The 15,666-nt window shown below is 57.7% G+C and carries 17 protein-coding genes; 7 read left to right on the top strand and 10 right to left on the bottom strand.

Translation table 11 applies throughout. The annotated features are described in order from the left end of the window. Positions 1-281 precede the first annotated feature (281 nt). Entirely contained in the window at positions 282-1,565 is a 1,284-nt protein-coding gene (locus Q0C28_RS11675; protein WP_293575973.1) for an Hsp70 family protein, read from the top strand. A 52-nt stretch (positions 1,566-1,617) separates the two neighbouring features. Here Q0C28_RS11675 and Q0C28_RS11670 read toward each other — a convergent pair whose 3' ends face one another. Next, positions 1,618-2,625: a GlxA family transcriptional regulator gene (locus tag Q0C28_RS11670; protein WP_293575971.1), complete on the bottom strand. Its 1,008-nt coding sequence runs from the start codon at positions 2,623-2,625 to the stop codon at positions 1,618-1,620. A 358-nt stretch (positions 2,626-2,983) separates the two neighbouring features. On the opposite strand from Q0C28_RS11670, the gene Q0C28_RS11665 reads away from it, so the two are divergent. From Q0C28_RS11665 to Q0C28_RS11640, 6 genes are all read left to right on the top strand, one after another. Then, on the top strand, positions 2,984-3,616 hold the full coding sequence (locus tag Q0C28_RS11665) for an ATP-dependent Clp protease proteolytic subunit (protein ID WP_293575969.1): 633 nt from the start codon (positions 2,984-2,986) through the stop codon (positions 3,614-3,616). A 138-nt stretch (positions 3,617-3,754) separates the two neighbouring features. Beyond that, positions 3,755-5,023 carry an ATP-dependent Clp protease ATP-binding subunit ClpX gene (gene clpX, locus Q0C28_RS11660; protein ID WP_293575967.1) on the top strand — a complete coding sequence of 423 codons (1,269 nt, stop codon included), beginning with the start codon at positions 3,755-3,757 and terminating at the stop codon, positions 5,021-5,023. 106 nt (positions 5,024-5,129) lie between these two features. Beyond that, the gene (locus tag Q0C28_RS11655) at positions 5,130-5,495 is read left to right on the top strand and encodes a RidA family protein (protein WP_293575965.1); all 366 of its coding nucleotides are present in this window, start codon (positions 5,130-5,132) and stop codon (positions 5,493-5,495) included. Positions 5,496-5,626: 131 nt separating this feature from the next. Then, positions 5,627-6,025, top strand: coding sequence for an NADH:ubiquinone oxidoreductase subunit NDUFA12 (locus Q0C28_RS11650; protein WP_293575963.1), 399 nt, complete (start codon positions 5,627-5,629; stop codon positions 6,023-6,025). A 79-nt stretch (positions 6,026-6,104) separates the two neighbouring features. Beyond that, positions 6,105-6,557: an outer membrane lipid asymmetry maintenance protein MlaD gene (gene mlaD, locus Q0C28_RS11645; RefSeq protein WP_293575961.1), complete on the top strand. Its 453-nt coding sequence runs from the start codon at positions 6,105-6,107 to the stop codon at positions 6,555-6,557. After that, positions 6,557-6,922 carry a DUF2155 domain-containing protein gene (locus tag Q0C28_RS11640; protein ID WP_293575959.1) on the top strand — a complete coding sequence of 122 codons (366 nt, stop codon included), beginning with the start codon at positions 6,557-6,559 and terminating at the stop codon, positions 6,920-6,922. The genes mlaD and Q0C28_RS11640 overlap by 1 nt, the downstream gene beginning before the upstream one ends. On the opposite strand, the gene aat is transcribed toward Q0C28_RS11640, so the two are convergent. The 9 genes from aat to Q0C28_RS11595 all read right to left on the bottom strand — a co-directional run bounded on the left by aat (position 6,886) and on the right by Q0C28_RS11595 (position 15,657). Continuing rightward, on the bottom strand, positions 6,886-7,521 hold the full coding sequence (gene aat, locus Q0C28_RS11635; RefSeq protein WP_293575957.1) for a leucyl/phenylalanyl-tRNA--protein transferase: 636 nt from the start codon (positions 7,519-7,521) through the stop codon (positions 6,886-6,888). The genes Q0C28_RS11640 and aat overlap by 37 nt on opposite strands. A 108-nt stretch (positions 7,522-7,629) precedes the next feature. Continuing rightward, a complete protein-coding gene (gene accC, locus Q0C28_RS11630) occupies positions 7,630-8,982 on the bottom strand; it encodes an acetyl-CoA carboxylase biotin carboxylase subunit (protein WP_293575955.1) in 1,353 nt (450 codons plus the stop codon). Positions 8,983-8,991: 9 nt separating this feature from the next. Then, on the bottom strand, positions 8,992-9,492 hold the full coding sequence (accB, locus tag Q0C28_RS11625) for an acetyl-CoA carboxylase biotin carboxyl carrier protein (protein ID WP_293575953.1): 501 nt from the start codon (positions 9,490-9,492) through the stop codon (positions 8,992-8,994). Positions 9,493-9,650: 158 nt separating this feature from the next. Next, positions 9,651-10,187 (bottom strand): PAS and helix-turn-helix domain-containing protein, encoded by a 537-nt coding sequence (locus tag Q0C28_RS11620; RefSeq protein ID WP_293575951.1) that lies wholly within the window; start codon positions 10,185-10,187, stop codon positions 9,651-9,653. A 209-nt stretch (positions 10,188-10,396) separates the two neighbouring features. Beyond that, the gene (locus tag Q0C28_RS11615; RefSeq protein WP_293575949.1) at positions 10,397-11,152 is read right to left on the bottom strand and encodes an ABC transporter ATP-binding protein; all 756 of its coding nucleotides are present in this window, start codon (positions 11,150-11,152) and stop codon (positions 10,397-10,399) included. An 11-nt stretch (positions 11,153-11,163) separates the two neighbouring features. Further along, entirely contained in the window at positions 11,164-11,919 is a 756-nt protein-coding gene (locus Q0C28_RS11610) for an ABC transporter ATP-binding protein (protein WP_293575947.1), read from the bottom strand. Positions 11,920-11,931: 12 nt separating this feature from the next. Continuing rightward, on the bottom strand, positions 11,932-13,134 hold the full coding sequence (locus tag Q0C28_RS11605) for a branched-chain amino acid ABC transporter permease (protein WP_293575945.1): 1,203 nt from the start codon (positions 13,132-13,134) through the stop codon (positions 11,932-11,934). A 4-nt stretch (positions 13,135-13,138) separates the two neighbouring features. Beyond that, complete coding sequence (locus Q0C28_RS11600; RefSeq protein ID WP_293575943.1) at positions 13,139-14,170, bottom strand: branched-chain amino acid ABC transporter permease; 1,032 nt, start codon at positions 14,168-14,170, stop codon at positions 13,139-13,141. A gap of 140 nt (positions 14,171-14,310) precedes the next feature. Beyond that, entirely contained in the window at positions 14,311-15,657 is a 1,347-nt protein-coding gene (locus Q0C28_RS11595) for an ABC transporter substrate-binding protein (protein ID WP_293575941.1), read from the bottom strand. Positions 15,658-15,666: the final 9 nt, after the last annotated feature.

The raw sequence follows: 15,666 nt of genomic DNA, 5'->3' as shown, positions 1-15,666 counted from the left end.
CTGCCGGGTGTCCCCGTCGGTTGGACCATTTTGTTCGTTTTCCCTATTCGGTATTAAAATCGTTACGCTTGTCTTGCCATTCACTGTAGGCCACTGCGGGTCATGCGACGAATTCTGTATTAAGTTTGTAGGTTTACACTGATTTCCAATTGTTAACTCAAGAATACAAGCAAAAATAAGTCTAGGTCAAAAGACGGCGCATTTTTTGCAACAATTCGCTTGTTTTGACGGGACCCGCGCGTTATCCGCGCCGTTCACATCATTTTTTCTTGAGGTTCGCCATGGTTGCCCACGCCACGCTCGGTATTGATTTTGGCACATCCAACTCCGCGGCAGGGGTCAGCGTGAATGGCCGTCCCTGGTTGATCGATTTGGAGCCTTCCGAACAGACTGTGCCGACGGCGGTTTTCTTTGATGCCGACAGTCGGCGGATGAAGATCGGCCGCCCCGCAACGCGGGCGTTGATCAATGGCGATGAGGGCCGGTTTATGCGGGCGCTCAAGAGCCTATTGGGCACGTCGCTGCTCAGGGAAAAACGGCGACTGAACGGGGAGTTGATCGATTTCACCGTGATCATCGCGCGCTTTCTGAAAGAGCTTAAAACGCGGGCAGAGCGCGCCACCGGACAAGAGTACACGCGCGCCCTGTCCGGGCGTCCGGTTCGCTTCCACAGCAGCGATGATCAGCGGGATGCCCAGGCCGAAACAGATCTGCGGGAATGTTATCTGCAGGCCGGTTTCGAGGACGTGCAGTTTATGTTTGAACCAGAGGCTGCGTTGCGCGCGACCTCGGTCTCGGCGGGGTTTGGCGTGATAGTAGATATCGGTGGCGGCACATCAGATTTTACCGTTTTTGAGCAACCTGTTGCTCCGCAATACCAGGATCGCGCGCCGCGCATTTTGGCCTCTGCCGGGGTGCGGGTTGGCGGGACGGATTTTGATCGCCAGCTGAGCATCCAGCATGTCATGCCGCTCCTGGGCATGGGAACAGATATCAAAAGCGTGTTTGGTGACACCCGTTTGCCCGCGCCAAACCGGATGTTTCAGGATCTGGCGACATGGCAGATGATCCCGTTCACCTATTCTGCGGAGTGTCGCCGCGCGGCACAGGATCTTTATGCCAATGCGGTGGAGCCGAAGAAATTGGCGCGGCTGGTCAGCGTGTTGAGCGATGAGCTGGGTCATGATCTGGCCTTTGCAGTGGAACGCGGGAAGATCCGCACCAATCAAGCGATTGCAGATGGGCCCGATGCGGACGGGCAGGGCGCGATTGACTTGCGCGTGCTGGAACCGGGGCTGTCGGTTGCGCTGGCGCATGCGGCGATGGCGGACAGTCTTGACCATGATCTGGCGAAGATCACGGCCTGTCTGGAGGATTTGATCCGCGATGCCGGGGTTGGGGCGGGCGACCTTGACCATGTTGTTCTGGTTGGCGGCTCTGCACTGATGCAGCCGTTGCAGGATCAGTTGCGGCAGATGTTTCCAGGGGCGCAATTCCACTGTGACAACGCGATGACAGCGGTTGCGGATGGGTTGGCTCTGGCTGCGGGTGATCTGCATCCCTGAGGGGCACAGGGCGGCCTGATCCACCCGATCCGCGGTTTTCATGCCGCTTTGGTCAGCTCCATCCCTTGCGGAAGAAATGTGGCGAGGCGCCGAATTTCCGTTTGAACTGGCGCGAGAAATGCGTTGCAGAGTTGAACCCGGAGGCCAGCGCGATTTCCGTCACGGACATGGAGGTCTCGTTCATCAAGGCGAAGGCGTGGCTCAACCGCATATCGAAATAGACATGCATGGGGCTTTGGTTCAGATAGCGTGAGAACAATCGCTCCAGCTGCCGCCGTGAAATATCCAATTCATCGCAGAGTTGCGCTATGGACAGGGGTTCCTCAATCGATTCCTGCATCAGCTGCAAAGCATTGAGAAGGCGTTGGTTTCGACTGCCGATGGCCACCGCGTAGTTCGATTTCTGCGGTGTCGTCTGACCGCCAGTGCGCACATGCAGGCACATGTCAGCGACGATGATTGCCAGCTGTTTGCCATGTTGCTGTTCAATCAGCGTCAGCATCATGTCTGTCGCGGCATTGCCGCCACCGCAGGTCATCAGTTTGTTGCTGATCTCAAAGATCTTGGGCGAGGGCAAAAGATCGGGAAACCGTTCGACAAATCCGGGCTGGTTTTCCCAATGCAGTGTAAACCGCTCATCCCCCAACAGACCTGCCTGGGCCAGGGCAAATGCACCGGTGCAGATCCCGCCAATGGTGCGGCCAAAGCGGCGCTCCCGACGCAGCCAGTTCAACACCTGATCTGACGCGGCATGTTGGGGCTCCACACCAGCGCAGACAAAGCCGAGCGCATCACCGTTGAGCGGCCCCATGGGCATATCAGCGGTGATGGTCATCCCGTTCGAACAGCGAATAGGGTGGCCGTCTGGTGTCATCACATACCAGCGGTAAAGCTCGGTGTTGGTCACCTGGTTTGCAATGCGCAGGGGTTCGACCGCGGCCGCGATCGGCAGCATTGTCGCCTTTGGCAGCAGAAGAAAATAGAACTCTTGCGGCTCGCCGTTGAAGGGCAAGGTCAGTTTGGCGGATGCGCCCTTCTGCACAAAGTAATTATCGGTCATGGCAGGACCCTTTGGCGCAACTTGCGAAACGGTTGGTATACCTGCTTTACCTAAACCTGAAACGCGCAGACGACGTAACATTTTGCGACCGGCGGAGGCCGTTTTTCGACAACTTTGCCTGACCACTACATATAGCGCGCTGAAGGTCGATGACAAACGTGATCCGACATTTGCTTTCGGTCCGTTTGTTAACCCTTTCTCAATCACTGTTGGATGAATGCCGCACCCATCACGCGGTCATCACAGCACTGCGCAAAATCGGGTTGCGCCCCTTGCAGCCCAAATGTGGCGGCACTAAGACTCAAGTAACACTCCGTCGGTTATGATGCCGACATATTTTGAAAGCAGGCAGGGCAATATGGTTGATCCTAGAGAAACTTACATGAACACGCTGGTGCCAATGGTGGTTGAACAGACCAGCCGTGGCGAACGGGCCTATGACATCTTTTCGCGCCTGCTGAAGGAGCGGATCATTTTCCTGAACGGCCCGGTGCATGATGGCATGTCCTCCTTGATCGTGGCGCAGTTGCTGCACCTGGAGGCGGAAAACCCGTCCAAGGAAATTTCCATGTACATCAACAGCCCCGGCGGTGTGGTGACATCCGGCCTGTCGATCTACGACACCATGCAGTACATCAAGCCAAAGGTCTCCACTCTGGTGATCGGCCAGGCGGCCTCCATGGGGTCACTGCTGCTGACAGCCGGGGAAGCCGGGATGCGGTTCTCGCTGCCCAATTCGCGTGTGATGGTCCACCAGCCGTCCGGCGGGTTCCAGGGCCAGGCGACCGACATCATGATCCACGCCGAAGAGACGCTGAAGCTGAAGAAGCGGCTGAATGAAATCTACGTGAAGCACACCGGCAACGACTATGACACCATTGTCGATGCGCTGGAGCGCGACAACTTCATGTCTCCTGAGGAGGCGAAGGACTTTGGCCTGATCGACGAAATCGTCGAGAACCGCAGCAAGCTGGACACTGAGGACAGCTGACGCGAACACTGAATGACGAGTGCGCCCGCCCGGAATAGGGCGCACTTTGCGATTGTGGCGGTTGTGCCGGTGGCATAAGCTGTCAAATATACGGGTGGCGCAGGACGCGCCTGCACGCCCCGGACGGAAAGGTAGACCATGGCGACGAACTCAAGCGGCGACGGCAAGAATACGCTTTACTGCAGCTTCTGCGGCAAGAGCCAGCATGAGGTGCGCAAGCTTATTGCGGGCCCAACCGTGTTCATCTGCGACGAATGCGTCGAGTTGTGCATGGATATCATCCGCGAAGAGACCAAGGCCTCTGGCCTGAAGTCCAGCGATGGCGTGCCAACCCCCAAAGATATCTGCGAAGTCCTGGACGATTACGTGATCGGACAGGCAATGGCCAAGCGGGTGCTGTCTGTGGCGGTTCACAACCACTACAAGCGACTGAACCACGCCCAGAAAGCAGGAAACGACATCGAACTGTCGAAGTCGAACATTCTTCTGATTGGTCCAACTGGCTGCGGTAAAACCCTGCTGGCACAGACCCTTGCGCGTATCCTTGATGTACCGTTCACGATGGCTGATGCCACCACATTGACCGAAGCGGGCTATGTCGGGGAAGACGTCGAAAACATCATTCTCAAGCTGTTGCAAGCCTCTGAATACAACGTGGAGCGGGCGCAGCGCGGCATCGTTTACATCGACGAGGTCGATAAGATCACGCGCAAATCCGAAAATCCCTCGATCACGCGGGACGTATCCGGTGAAGGTGTGCAGCAAGCCCTGCTGAAGCTGATGGAAGGGACGGTTGCATCCGTGCCGCCACAGGGTGGGCGCAAGCATCCGCAGCAGGAATTCCTGCAGGTGGACACCACAAACATCCTGTTCATCTGTGGTGGCGCATTTGCCGGTCTGGATAAGATCATCAAACAGCGTGGCAAAGGCTCTGCCATGGGCTTTGGTGCTGATGTGCGCGAGGAAAGCGACGCTGGTGTTGGTGAGACGTTCAAGGATCTGGAGCCAGAAGATCTGCTGAAATTTGGTCTGATCCCGGAATTTGTCGGCCGTCTGCCGGTTTTGGCGACGCTGGAAGATCTGGATGAAGACGCGCTGATCACCATCCTGACCAAGCCGAAAAACGCGCTGGTCAAACAGTATCAGCGTCTGTTCGAACTGGAAGATACCGAGCTGGACTTCACCGACGAAGCGCTGAGCGCGATTGCCAAGAAAGCGATCGAGCGTAAGACAGGTGCCCGTGGTCTGCGATCAATCCTCGAAGATATCCTGCTGGATACCATGTTTGATCTGCCCGGTATGGACAGCGTTGAAAAAGTTGTGGTCAACGAAGAGGCTGTCACCTCTGAGGCGCAGCCTCTCATGATCCACGCTGACGCCGAGAAAGAGCCTGCCTCTGCTGGTTGATCTGATGCAGGTGAATTCAGTGCAGGCGGAGACTGTGGCAGAATAAGACAGTTCAACGAACGGCGCGGGACACTCCCGTGCCGTTTTTATTTGAAGGGATCTCTCGGTGATCAGACGTATTTCTTCCGGTGGTGAGTTTGAGGACAAGATCGGTTATTGCCGGGCCGTTGTCGCGGGCGGCTTTGTTCATGTTTCTGGCACAGTGGGCAGCGGAGATGGGGTTGTGGCGCAGTGTCAATCTGCCCTGAAAACCATCGAAGCCGCACTTGAACAGGCGGGCTGCGGATTTTCTGATGTGGTGCGTGTGACCTATTACCTGCCAGATGCGGCAGAGTTTGAACCTTGTTGGCCCATTCTGCGCGATGTCTTCGGCGCCAACCCGCCGGCAGCCACAATGCTGTGCTGTGATCTGATCGATCCGAAGTTCAGAATTGAGATTGAGGTGACAGCTGTCGCGCCAACGGCAACGTGAAGCGCTGTCGTCTACGGCTCTTGGAGCGGCGCATCGGCAAGACAACACCACCGGTCAACCATTTGGCTGTAACATACTGGACCTTGGGCGTGATTTGCGCCATATGACACAAAGGACATCTGGAGGCACCGATGGGAATCCTGAACACAGTTTTACGCGCTGTCACCTGGTGGAACGGCTCCACTTTGGGAACCAGCCTGTTCACACGACGTCACGGCATCAAAGTGGGCGAAGATGATCAGGGAAACGCGTTTTTCCGCAACGCTGATGACAGCCGTCGCTGGGTCATGTTTAACGGGGAAACCGAAGCTTCTCGTATCGGTCCGGATTGGCATGGCTGGCTGCACCGCACCTTTGATGAGTTGCCGAGCGAACGCCCTTTGCCACGCAAGACGTGGGAAAAGCCGCATCAGGAAAACCTGACAGGCAGCGCGCTGGCCTATGCTCCGGCTGGATCTATTCGTGGTGCGAGCGCCCCGCGGGAGCGCAGCGATTACGAGGCGTGGTCGCCGGAGTGGACCCCGCAGTAAACCTGTTGCATACGGGTTGACGCTGGCCAGATATCTGCGTGATCGGCAATGTTTGTTATTAATTCAAAGGTGTGTTGCGATGGCACATAATCCAACCGAAGTATTGGCGGGCGGCGTTGTGCTGGCGGCGGCCATTGGGTTTGCCCTTTATGCTGGTCAGGCCGCGGGCCTGTCTGGCGCCGATGACAACTATGAGCTCAACGCCTCCTTCCGCTCCCTCGAAGGGGTGCAGGTTGGGACAGACGTGCGGTTGGCCGGGGTGAAAATCGGCACCGTCACTGGGGTTGATCTGAACCCGCAGACCTTCCGGGCCGATACCCGATTTTCGGTGGAAGAGGGGATCGAGATCCCCGATGACAGCGCTGTTGTCATCTCCTCCGAGGGGCTGTTGGGCGGAAACTTCGTCGAGATCATGCCAGGTGGGTCGCCTTTTGCCTTCGCCGCTGGCGACAGTATCGAGGACACCCAGGGCGCAGTCAGCCTGATTTCTCTTCTGGTGAAGTTTGTGGCTGGCAGCGGAGACGACAGCTGATGCTGCGCGCAGTTCTTACGGGTGTTTTTGGCGTTTGGGCGGGGTTGGCCACAGCGCAAACCCAACAAGCGGAAATGGGCACCTCCGCGGTGCTGCGTGCGCTGGATAAGGTCAATGGCCAGACCGAGGATCTGCAGATCGACGTGGGCAGCAGTGCCGAAATGTTCGGTCTGATCGTGGGCTTGCGTGAATGCCGCTTTCCTGCGGACAATCCGACCGGCGACGCATTTGCATTCCTGACCATACGCAGCCCCGACAACGGACAGGTCTTTTTTGACGGTTGGATGATCGCGTCGAGCCCGGCGCTGAACGCGTTGGACCACAGCCGCTATGACGTTTGGGTCATGCGCTGCAACAGCGCCTGAGGCGCGGGGATCTCTGCAGCGGTAAAGTCAGCCTCTTGGGTTATGGCCTGCGCCAATTCCTGCCGATACCGTGCCCGAGAAATTTCAATCGCACCAAGAGACGCAAGATGCGGCGTCAAAAACTGCGTGTCACACAGCTGAAACCCTGTCTGTTGCAACCGATCTAACAGATAGGCGAGGGCGACTTTGGAGGCGTTGGTTTTGCGTGAAAACATGCTTTCGCCAAAAAACGCAGCCCCCAGCGAGACGCCATAGACGCCACCGCTAAGAGCGCCGTCAGAGTAGACTTCCAGCGAATGCGCGTGCCCGGCCAGATGCAAGTCGATGTAGCGTTCGCGGATCTCTGGGTTGATCCAGGTTTCTTCGCGATCCGCGCAGCCGTCTAGGACCGCAGCGAAGTTTTGATTGATATCAATGGAAAACGTTTGCTGCCGAATGGTTTTCGCCAGCGAGCGGGATATGTGAAAGCCGCCGATGGGGAATATGCCGCGCTTTTTCGGATCGACCCAATAGACGTCAGGATCATCCTTGTGATCCGCCATCGGGAATACGCCGATCGAATAGGCATGTAACAGAAGATCGGCTGTCAGGTCGGTCATAAGGCGGGCCGTTCAGGCAAAGCGCAGCGCGCGCGGTGCGGGCAATCGCCGCGAGGCTGTGGCCAGGGCGAAGTGTTACGGTCGCCCTGGTCGGTACAATGGCAATGATCAGCCGCTGACAAGATTGGTTTCAAGCCATTTTTCCAACCAGTGAATGTTATAGTCACCGGTGTGGATGTCTTTTTCTTCCAGCAATGCATGGAACAAAGGCACAGTGGTGTCCACGCCATCAACAATCAGTTCACCCAGGGCGCGGCTGAGACGGGCCAGGGCTTCTGGTCGATCCCGCCCGTGCACGATCAGTTTCCCGATCAAGCTGTCGTAGTAGGGAGGGATGGAATAGCCGTCATACAGCGCGGAATCCATGCGGACGCCCAAACCACCGGGCGCGTGATACTGGGTGATTTTCCCAGGGCACGGCGCAAAGTTCGGCAGTTTTTCAGCGTTGATCCGCACTTCGATTGAATGGCCGTTGATCGTCAGATCGTCTTGGCCGAACGACATTGGCAGACCGGCGGCAACTCGGATCTGTTCGCGCACCAGATCCACCCCGAAGATCCCTTCGGTTACAGGGTGTTCCACCTGAAGGCGGGTGTTCATTTCAATGAAATAGAACTCGCCATTCTCATAGAGGAATTCGATGGTGCCAGCGCCGATGTAATTGATCTTGGCCACAGCGTCAGCGCAGGTTTTGCCAATGCGGGCACGTTCTTCTGGGGTGATACAGGGGCCGGGGGCTTCCTCGAACACCTTCTGATGGCGCCGTTGCAGCGAACAATCGCGCTCGCCAAGGTGCACGGCATTGCCTTTGCCATCGCCAAAGACCTGGATTTCGATATGGCGCGGCGTGGTCAGGTATTTCTCGATATAGACCTCGTCGTTGCCAAAGGCGGCTTTGCCTTCGGCACGGGCGGTCATGAACGCCTGTTCCATGTCATCCGCGGTCTGAGCGACTTTCATCCCGCGTCCACCGCCACCGGCGGTCGCCTTGATGATGACGGGGTATCCGATTTCGGCGCCAATCTTCTTCGCAGCAGCCAGATCCGGCACGCCACCATCAGAACCTGGGACACAGGGTACGCCCAGTTCCTTCATGGTGTCCTTGGCGGTGATTTTGTCGCCCATGACCCGGATGTGTTCGGCGGTTGGGCCAATGAAGGTCAGGCTGTGATCTTCGACAATCTGCACAAAATTCGCATTTTCCGACAGAAAGCCATAGCCCGGATGGATCGCCTGAGCGCCGGTGATTTCGCAGGCTGAAATAATCGCCGGGATCGACAGATAGCTCTGGGCACCAGAGGGCGGGCCAATGCAGACAGATTCATCGGCCATCCGCACATGCATCGCATCGGAGTCGGCGGTTGAATGCACCGCCACGGACTGAATTCCCATCTCACGGCAGGCCCGGATCACGCGCAGGGCGATTTCACCGCGGTTGGCAATCAGGATCTTATCAAACATATCAGATCCTTACTCGATGATGACCAGCGGAGATCCGAATTCGACCGCAGCACCGTCTTCGACCAGGATCCGCTTGACGGTACCGGCTTTGGGGGCTGGGATTTGGTTCATCGTCTTCATTGCTTCGACGATCAGCAGTGTGTCACCTTCGGCGACCTGGTCACCGACCTTGATGAAGGTTGCCGCACCTGGTTCTGGTTGGGTGTAGACAGTTCCGACCATCGGTGAGGTCACTGCGCCGGGATGGCTTGCCGGGTCCTCCGCCGCAGCGGGAGCTGCAGCCGCCGCAGGTGCCGCCGCCACGGGCGCGGCCGCTACGGGCGCTGCAGCTGCAACAGCTTGCACGGGGGCGGCTGGTGCGACGGTGATTTGACGCGACACCCGGACGTTCAGGCTGTCATCTTCGCCGTAGTCACGCTTGACCTGAAGTTCGGTCAGATCGTTGTCGCGCAGCAGTTCTGCCAGTGCCTTAATGAAAGAAACATCTGCTTCGTGGGTCTTGTTTGTCATTTTTTCCTCAGCCGATTCCGACAATCCCGCACCGGTCTGCGGGCATATGCTTGGTGGCGCTTATAGGCGATGCTTTACCACAAGGAAAGCACCCTCAAGGCTGGATACAACATGCGATATGGTTGCGGGCTTTGCAAATTCTTCGAAACACGACCGTGTCAGAGCGGCATGCCGGTCAGTTTTGCCACCAGTTCAGGCAGTTTTCGGGCGCCGAATTTCTCCAGAAGATGCGCGCGATGTGTCTCGATTGTGCGATAGGACAGGTTCAGTTCTGCGCCGATTTCCTTGGCTGACAGACCCCGACAGGTCAGGATCGCCACGTCTCGCTCCCGCGGGGTGAGCGAAACCACGGGCCGGTCATCCGAGATATCTGCAAAGGTCCAAACGCCTGTGCGAAAAGGCTCTTTTGGGGTGAGAGAGCGCCCCCTGACGCGGCACCAGAACAGCGTTCCGCAGCGCCGGCGCATGATGCGTTCATCGTTGTAATGCCCTGATTTTGCGTCTTCCTGCTGCAGCCTGTCGCCAATACGGCGAAAATCTTCTTGGCTGGGGTAAAGTTCGGCGATCGGTACACCCGCATAGCTGTCCGGATCACCGCCGAAGGTGTCAGCAAACTGGCGGTTGCAGCGCTGGATGACCCGCCGGTCAAGAAGGGCAATACCAACAGGGGCAAAATCGAATGCGAGATCGGTCATGGAGGCAGATAACCTCTGTTGAGACGCAAAGCCAAGCGAATCTGAGTGCCGCGGAGCGAAAGGGCGCACGCGGTTTGTCACATGCAGCTCTGTCCTGCGGGGCAGTCTGTAGGCCGTGCTAAGGGAGAATATAAAAGCGGGCCGATGCGTACATCGGCCCGAGTCAGCCTATGCCGGAGACCAATCCGGCAAGAAGGGGAGTGTGTCGATCAAATCGCGAGATATTCGGCGCGCAGTTCTTCGTTTTCCAGCACGTCGGCGGCGGACCCATCAAAAACAATTCCACCGGTGTCGAGGATGACGGCTCGATCCGCGAGCTCCAGGGCACGCACGGCGTTCTGCTCCACGATGATGGTGGTGATGCCCTGCTCCTTGATGTGCACGAGGGTCTTTTCGATCTCATCCACGATCACGGGGGCCAGACCTTCGTAGGGTTCGTCAAGCAGCAGCACCTTGATGTCGCGTGCGAGCGCCCGTGCAATGGCCAGCATCTGCTGTTCACCACCGGAGAGGGTAACGCCCTCTTGTTTGCGCCGCTCACCAAGACGGGGGAACAGCTCGTACAGGCGTTCGAGCGACCAGCCGATTGGTGGGGCGATCTGGGCCAGCTGCAGGTTTTCCTCCACGGTCAGACCGGGAATGATGCGGCGATCTTCAGGCACCAGGCCCAGCCCGGCCGTGGCCGCCTCGTGAGAGCTCATCTTGTGCAGCGGCTGGTGATCCAGCCAAATCTCACCCTTGGTCACCAATGGCGATCCGGTGCGTGCGATCGAGCGCAGGGTGGACGTTTTGCCAGCCCCGTTGCGTCCCAGCAGGGCCAGGATCTCGCCTTCATGAACGTTGAAGGAGACGCCCTGCACAATATAGCTCTCGCCGTAGTAGGCGTGCATGTCCCACACCGACAGGAAGGCTGGGGCCGTGGTTGCGTGATTGGCGTGTTTGGAAAAATCCGGTTTCACATTCATAGCGGCTTTCCTTACGCCGACTCACCGAGATACGCTTCGCGCACCTTCGGGTTGCCTTTGATGTTCTGAGGATCGTCCTCGACCAGTGGGGTGCCCTGCGCCAGAACGGTGATCCGATCTGCAAGTGAAAACACCACGTGCATGTCGTGTTCGATGATGGCGATGGTGATGTCGCGTTCATCGCTGATCTGTTTCAGCAGGTCGATGGTGTTGTTGGTGTCGGCCCGCGCCATACCGGCTGTTGGCTCGTCCAGCAGCAACAGGCGCGGCTGCTGGCTGAGACACATGCCGATTTCCAGCCGCCGCTTGTCACCGCGGGACATGGCTGCCGCATGCATATGGCGCTTATCGGCCATATTCATGTCTTCCAGCATGTGTTCGGCCTGTTCCATGATATCGCGCTGTGCCGGGATGGCGCTGATCGCATTCAATTCGAAGGCGCCGTCGCGTTTGGCAAAGCAGGGGATCATCATGTTTTCCAGCACGGTCAGATCACCAAAAATCTCTGGTGTCTGGAACACGCGGCTGATGCCCATTTGGTTGATCTCATAAGGCGCGCGGCCAAGAACGGACTGACCATCAAACATCACCGACCCTGTGTCCGGGATCAGTTTCCCCACAAGGCAGTTCAGCAGGGTGGACTTGCCCGCCCCGTTCGGGCCGATGATGGCGTGTACGCTGTTTTCGCGTACACTCAGGTTGACATCGGACAGCGCCTGCAGACCGCCGAACCGTTTGCCGACATTTTTGACTTCAAGGATACCCATTGGTTCTCCTCCTCATTCCGCTGGTTCGGTTGAGCCGTTTGGCGTGTTCTTTTCGCTTTTGCGCTTCTGCAGCCAGGATCGGATCCGTTGACCGCCCTCGACAAGCCCACCTGGCAGGAAGATCACCACCATCATGAACAGGATGCCCAGGGTGAGGTGCCAGCCTTTGCCAATGAACGGGTAGAGAATGGCGACGATGAAATCTTCCAGACCATCTGGCAAGAAGGCGAACCACTCGTGCAGGATGGTGGAGTTGATCTTGGAGAAGATGTTCTCGAAGTACTTGATGAAGCCTGCGCCCAGCACGGGACCGATCAGCGTTCCAGCACCGCCCAGGATCGTCATCAGAACGACTTCGCCAGAGGCTGTCCACTGCATCCGTTCTGCGCCAGCCAGCGGGTCCATGGAGGCCATCAGACCGCCCGCGAGCCCTGCGTACATGCCAGAAATCACGAATGCTGCCAGGGTGTAGGGGCGGGTGTTCAGGCCAGTGTAGTTCATCCGCTGCTGGTTGGATTTCACCGCGCGCAGCATCAGACCAAACGGGGAGCGGAAGATGCGGATCGCCAGGTAGAAAGAGGCAATCATTACCATCGCGCAGAAGTAATAGCCGATGTTGAAGGTAAACACCCAGCTGCCCATCACCAGATCAAAGCTGTCGCGCATTTCCAGCCCGAACAGGCCAGGCACAGGGATGTTGCCCTCGGGCGTCTGGCTCGCGCCGAAGATGCGGGGATCATCCAAAGCCAGCTGCAGACCGGTTTCACCGCCGGTGATCGGCGTCAGCACGGAATAGGCCAAGGCAAACATCATCTGCGCGAACGCCAGTGTCAGGATGGAGAAATAGATCCCAGAGCGTCGCAGGCTGATGAAGCCGATGAGCAGAGAGAAAAGGCCAGCAACAACCACAGACAGGATGATCGCTGGGATGACATTCATGCTCAGCAGTTTGAACATCCAGACCGCTGCATAGGATCCGACACCCAGGAAGGCGGCGTGACCAAAGGACAGATAGCCGGTCAGACCAAACAGAATGTTGAAGCCGATGGCGAAGATGCCGAAGATCACAAACCGCTGCATCAAGTCCGGGTAGCCCGCGTTGAACTGCGCCATGGCGCTGCCCTCGGGGAACGGATTGAGGATGAAGGGGGCAAAGAGGGTCAGAATGCCGACAACGATGAGCAGCGTCTGATCTGTTTTTTCAAGTTTGAACATTGTCTTAGTCCTCCATCACGCCTTTGCGGCCCATCAGGCCACGTGGGCGGGTCAGCAGAATGATGATCGCGACGAGGTAGATGATGATTTGGTTGATGCCTGGAATGATGTCGATGACTTCCCGCATGGAGGCAAAGCTTTCCAGCACGCCCAGTAGGAACCCCGCCAGAACCGCACCGGGCAGTGAGCCCATGCCGCCCACAACCACCACCACAAAGGACAGAACCAGGAAATCCATGCCCATATGGTAATTGGGGGAATTGATCGGCGTGTACATCACACCGGCCAGGCCCGCGACGGCGGCGGCGATGCCAAACATGATGGTAAAGCGTTTGTCGATGTTGATGCCCAGCAGACCCACTGTTTCGCGATCCGCCATGCCAGCGCGCACGACCATCCCAAAGGTGGTGAATTGCAGGAAGGCAAAGACGCCGCCGATGATCAAAGTGGCAAAGAAAAAATAGATGATGCGCCAGTAGGGATAGATGATCAGGTTCGGATCAAATCCAACCGCGGCACCAAAATCAAAAGACCCTTTGAAGGCTTCTGGTGCGGGGGTCGGAATTGGGTTCGCGCCATAGAAGTACTTGATCACTTCCTGCAGCACGATCGCCAGTCCGAAGGTCACCAGGATCTGGTCGGCATGGGGGCGCTTGTAGAAATGTTTGATCAGCCCGCGCTCCATGATCACGCCGACGGCGATCATGACGGGGATTGCGAACAAAATGGCCAGCGGGACAGCCCAATCAATGATCACATTACCGGCCGCGACGCCAAAGATGTCGTGTACATAAGGCACATCGACCTTCAGCGGGTTGCCGAGGAAGTCGGTCTTTGTTTCGTCGATGATCGTATGGCTCAGTGTCAGGATCCGGCTCAGGGTGACGGCGCAGAATGCACCGATCATGAACAGCGCGCCGTGCGCGAAATTCACCACGCCAAGGGTGCCGAAAATGAGTGTTAGACCCAGCGCGATCAGCGCATAGGCAGAGCCCTTGTCGAGCCCGTTCAGGATTTGGAGGATTATAGCGTCCATGGTCCCACCCTTCGAGAGTGTGATTGCGAAAAGCGATTGAAACCCGTGTCGGGCAGCATCTTGGGGAGTGGCAACAGGGGGGTGGGGAGGCCAGGAGACGGCGCCCCCACCCACGTGTTATGGCGCCTCAGCGCGCGGGATCAGGCCCCGTTGTTGCAGGTGCCCAATGCACCACCCGAGAACTGCGGGTGATCCGGTGCATAGGTGACCTGTGCCACTGGTGTGACTTCGACGATTTCGAGCAGGTCGAATTCGGATGTTGGGTTTTCTTTACCCTTCACGACCAGCACGTCCTTGAAGCACTGGTGGTCATCGCCACGATACAGCGTCTTGCCGTTGCCCAGACCGTCGAATTCGTAATCCTCCAGCGCTTCCACCACGGCGCAAGGCGCGAAGGAGCCCGCACGTTCAACAGCGTCCGCATAAAGCAAGGTCTGTACATAGCAGGTGTGTGCCGCCTGCGAGGGTGGGAAGCCATATTTGGTGCCGAAGGATTTGACGAATGCTTTGGAGCCTTCGTCCTGCAGCGACCAGTGCCAGTTGGTGGACCCGAAGATGCCCTTCACATTTGCACCGGCACCTTTCGCCATCAGGCGAGAGTAGAGCGGAACCACGATCTGGAAGTCTTTGCCGTTGACCAGCTTGTCACGCAGGCCGAACTGGACCGCGTTGGTCAGCGAGTTCACCATGTTGCCGCCGTAGTGGTTCAGAACCAGCGTATCTGCGCCGGACTGCAGCACTGGTGCGATGTAGGAGGAGAAGTCAGTCTGCGTCAGCGGTGTTTTCACGGCCGCGACGGTTTCCCAACCCATGGCTTCGGTCGAGGAACGAACCGCTTCTTCGGTGGTGTAACCCCAGTTGTAGTCAGCTGTCAGGTGATAGGCTTTGCGATCTGTGCCATAGGCATTCGCCAAAACCGGCGCCAGTGCGGCACCTGACATGTAGGAGTTGAAGAAGTGGCGGAAGCCGTTGGCCCGCTTGTCCTTACCGGTTGTGTCATTTGAGTGCGTCAGACCGGCCATGAAGATGACGCCTGCTTCCTGGCAGAGCGCCTGCACCGCAACCGCCACGCCGGAGGACGAACCACCGGTGATCATGACGGCGCCGTCTTTTTCGATCATGGATTTCGCCGAGGCGCGGGCTGCGTCGGATTTTGTCTGGGTGTCGCCGGTGACATATTCGACCTTCTTGCCCAGAATACCGTTCCCTTGCAGCGCTTTGGAGCTGAAGGTGTTCATCATGCCGCCGTCGCCGCCACCGTTCAGGTGCTCGACCGCCAGCTGGTAGGCGCGCAGTTCGTCTGCGCCTTCGTCCGCATACGGACCGGTCTGTGGCACGTTGAAGCCCAGTGTTACGGTGCCGCCGGTGGGTTCGTTGGTGAATGCGTGTGCGCTTTGCGCGGTGAAGATGGTCGGCATCGCCACCCCTGCGCCGGCGATAGCACCGGTTTTCAGCAGGCCGCGACGGCTTACGTCAGTCTTGGACATGTATTCCTC

It is taken from the genome of Phaeobacter sp. (genome assembly GCF_022825805.1).
Classification (GTDB): Bacteria; Pseudomonadota; Alphaproteobacteria; order Rhodobacterales; family Rhodobacteraceae; genus Phaeobacter.
This window is presented reverse-complemented; position numbering and strand designations above follow the sequence as displayed.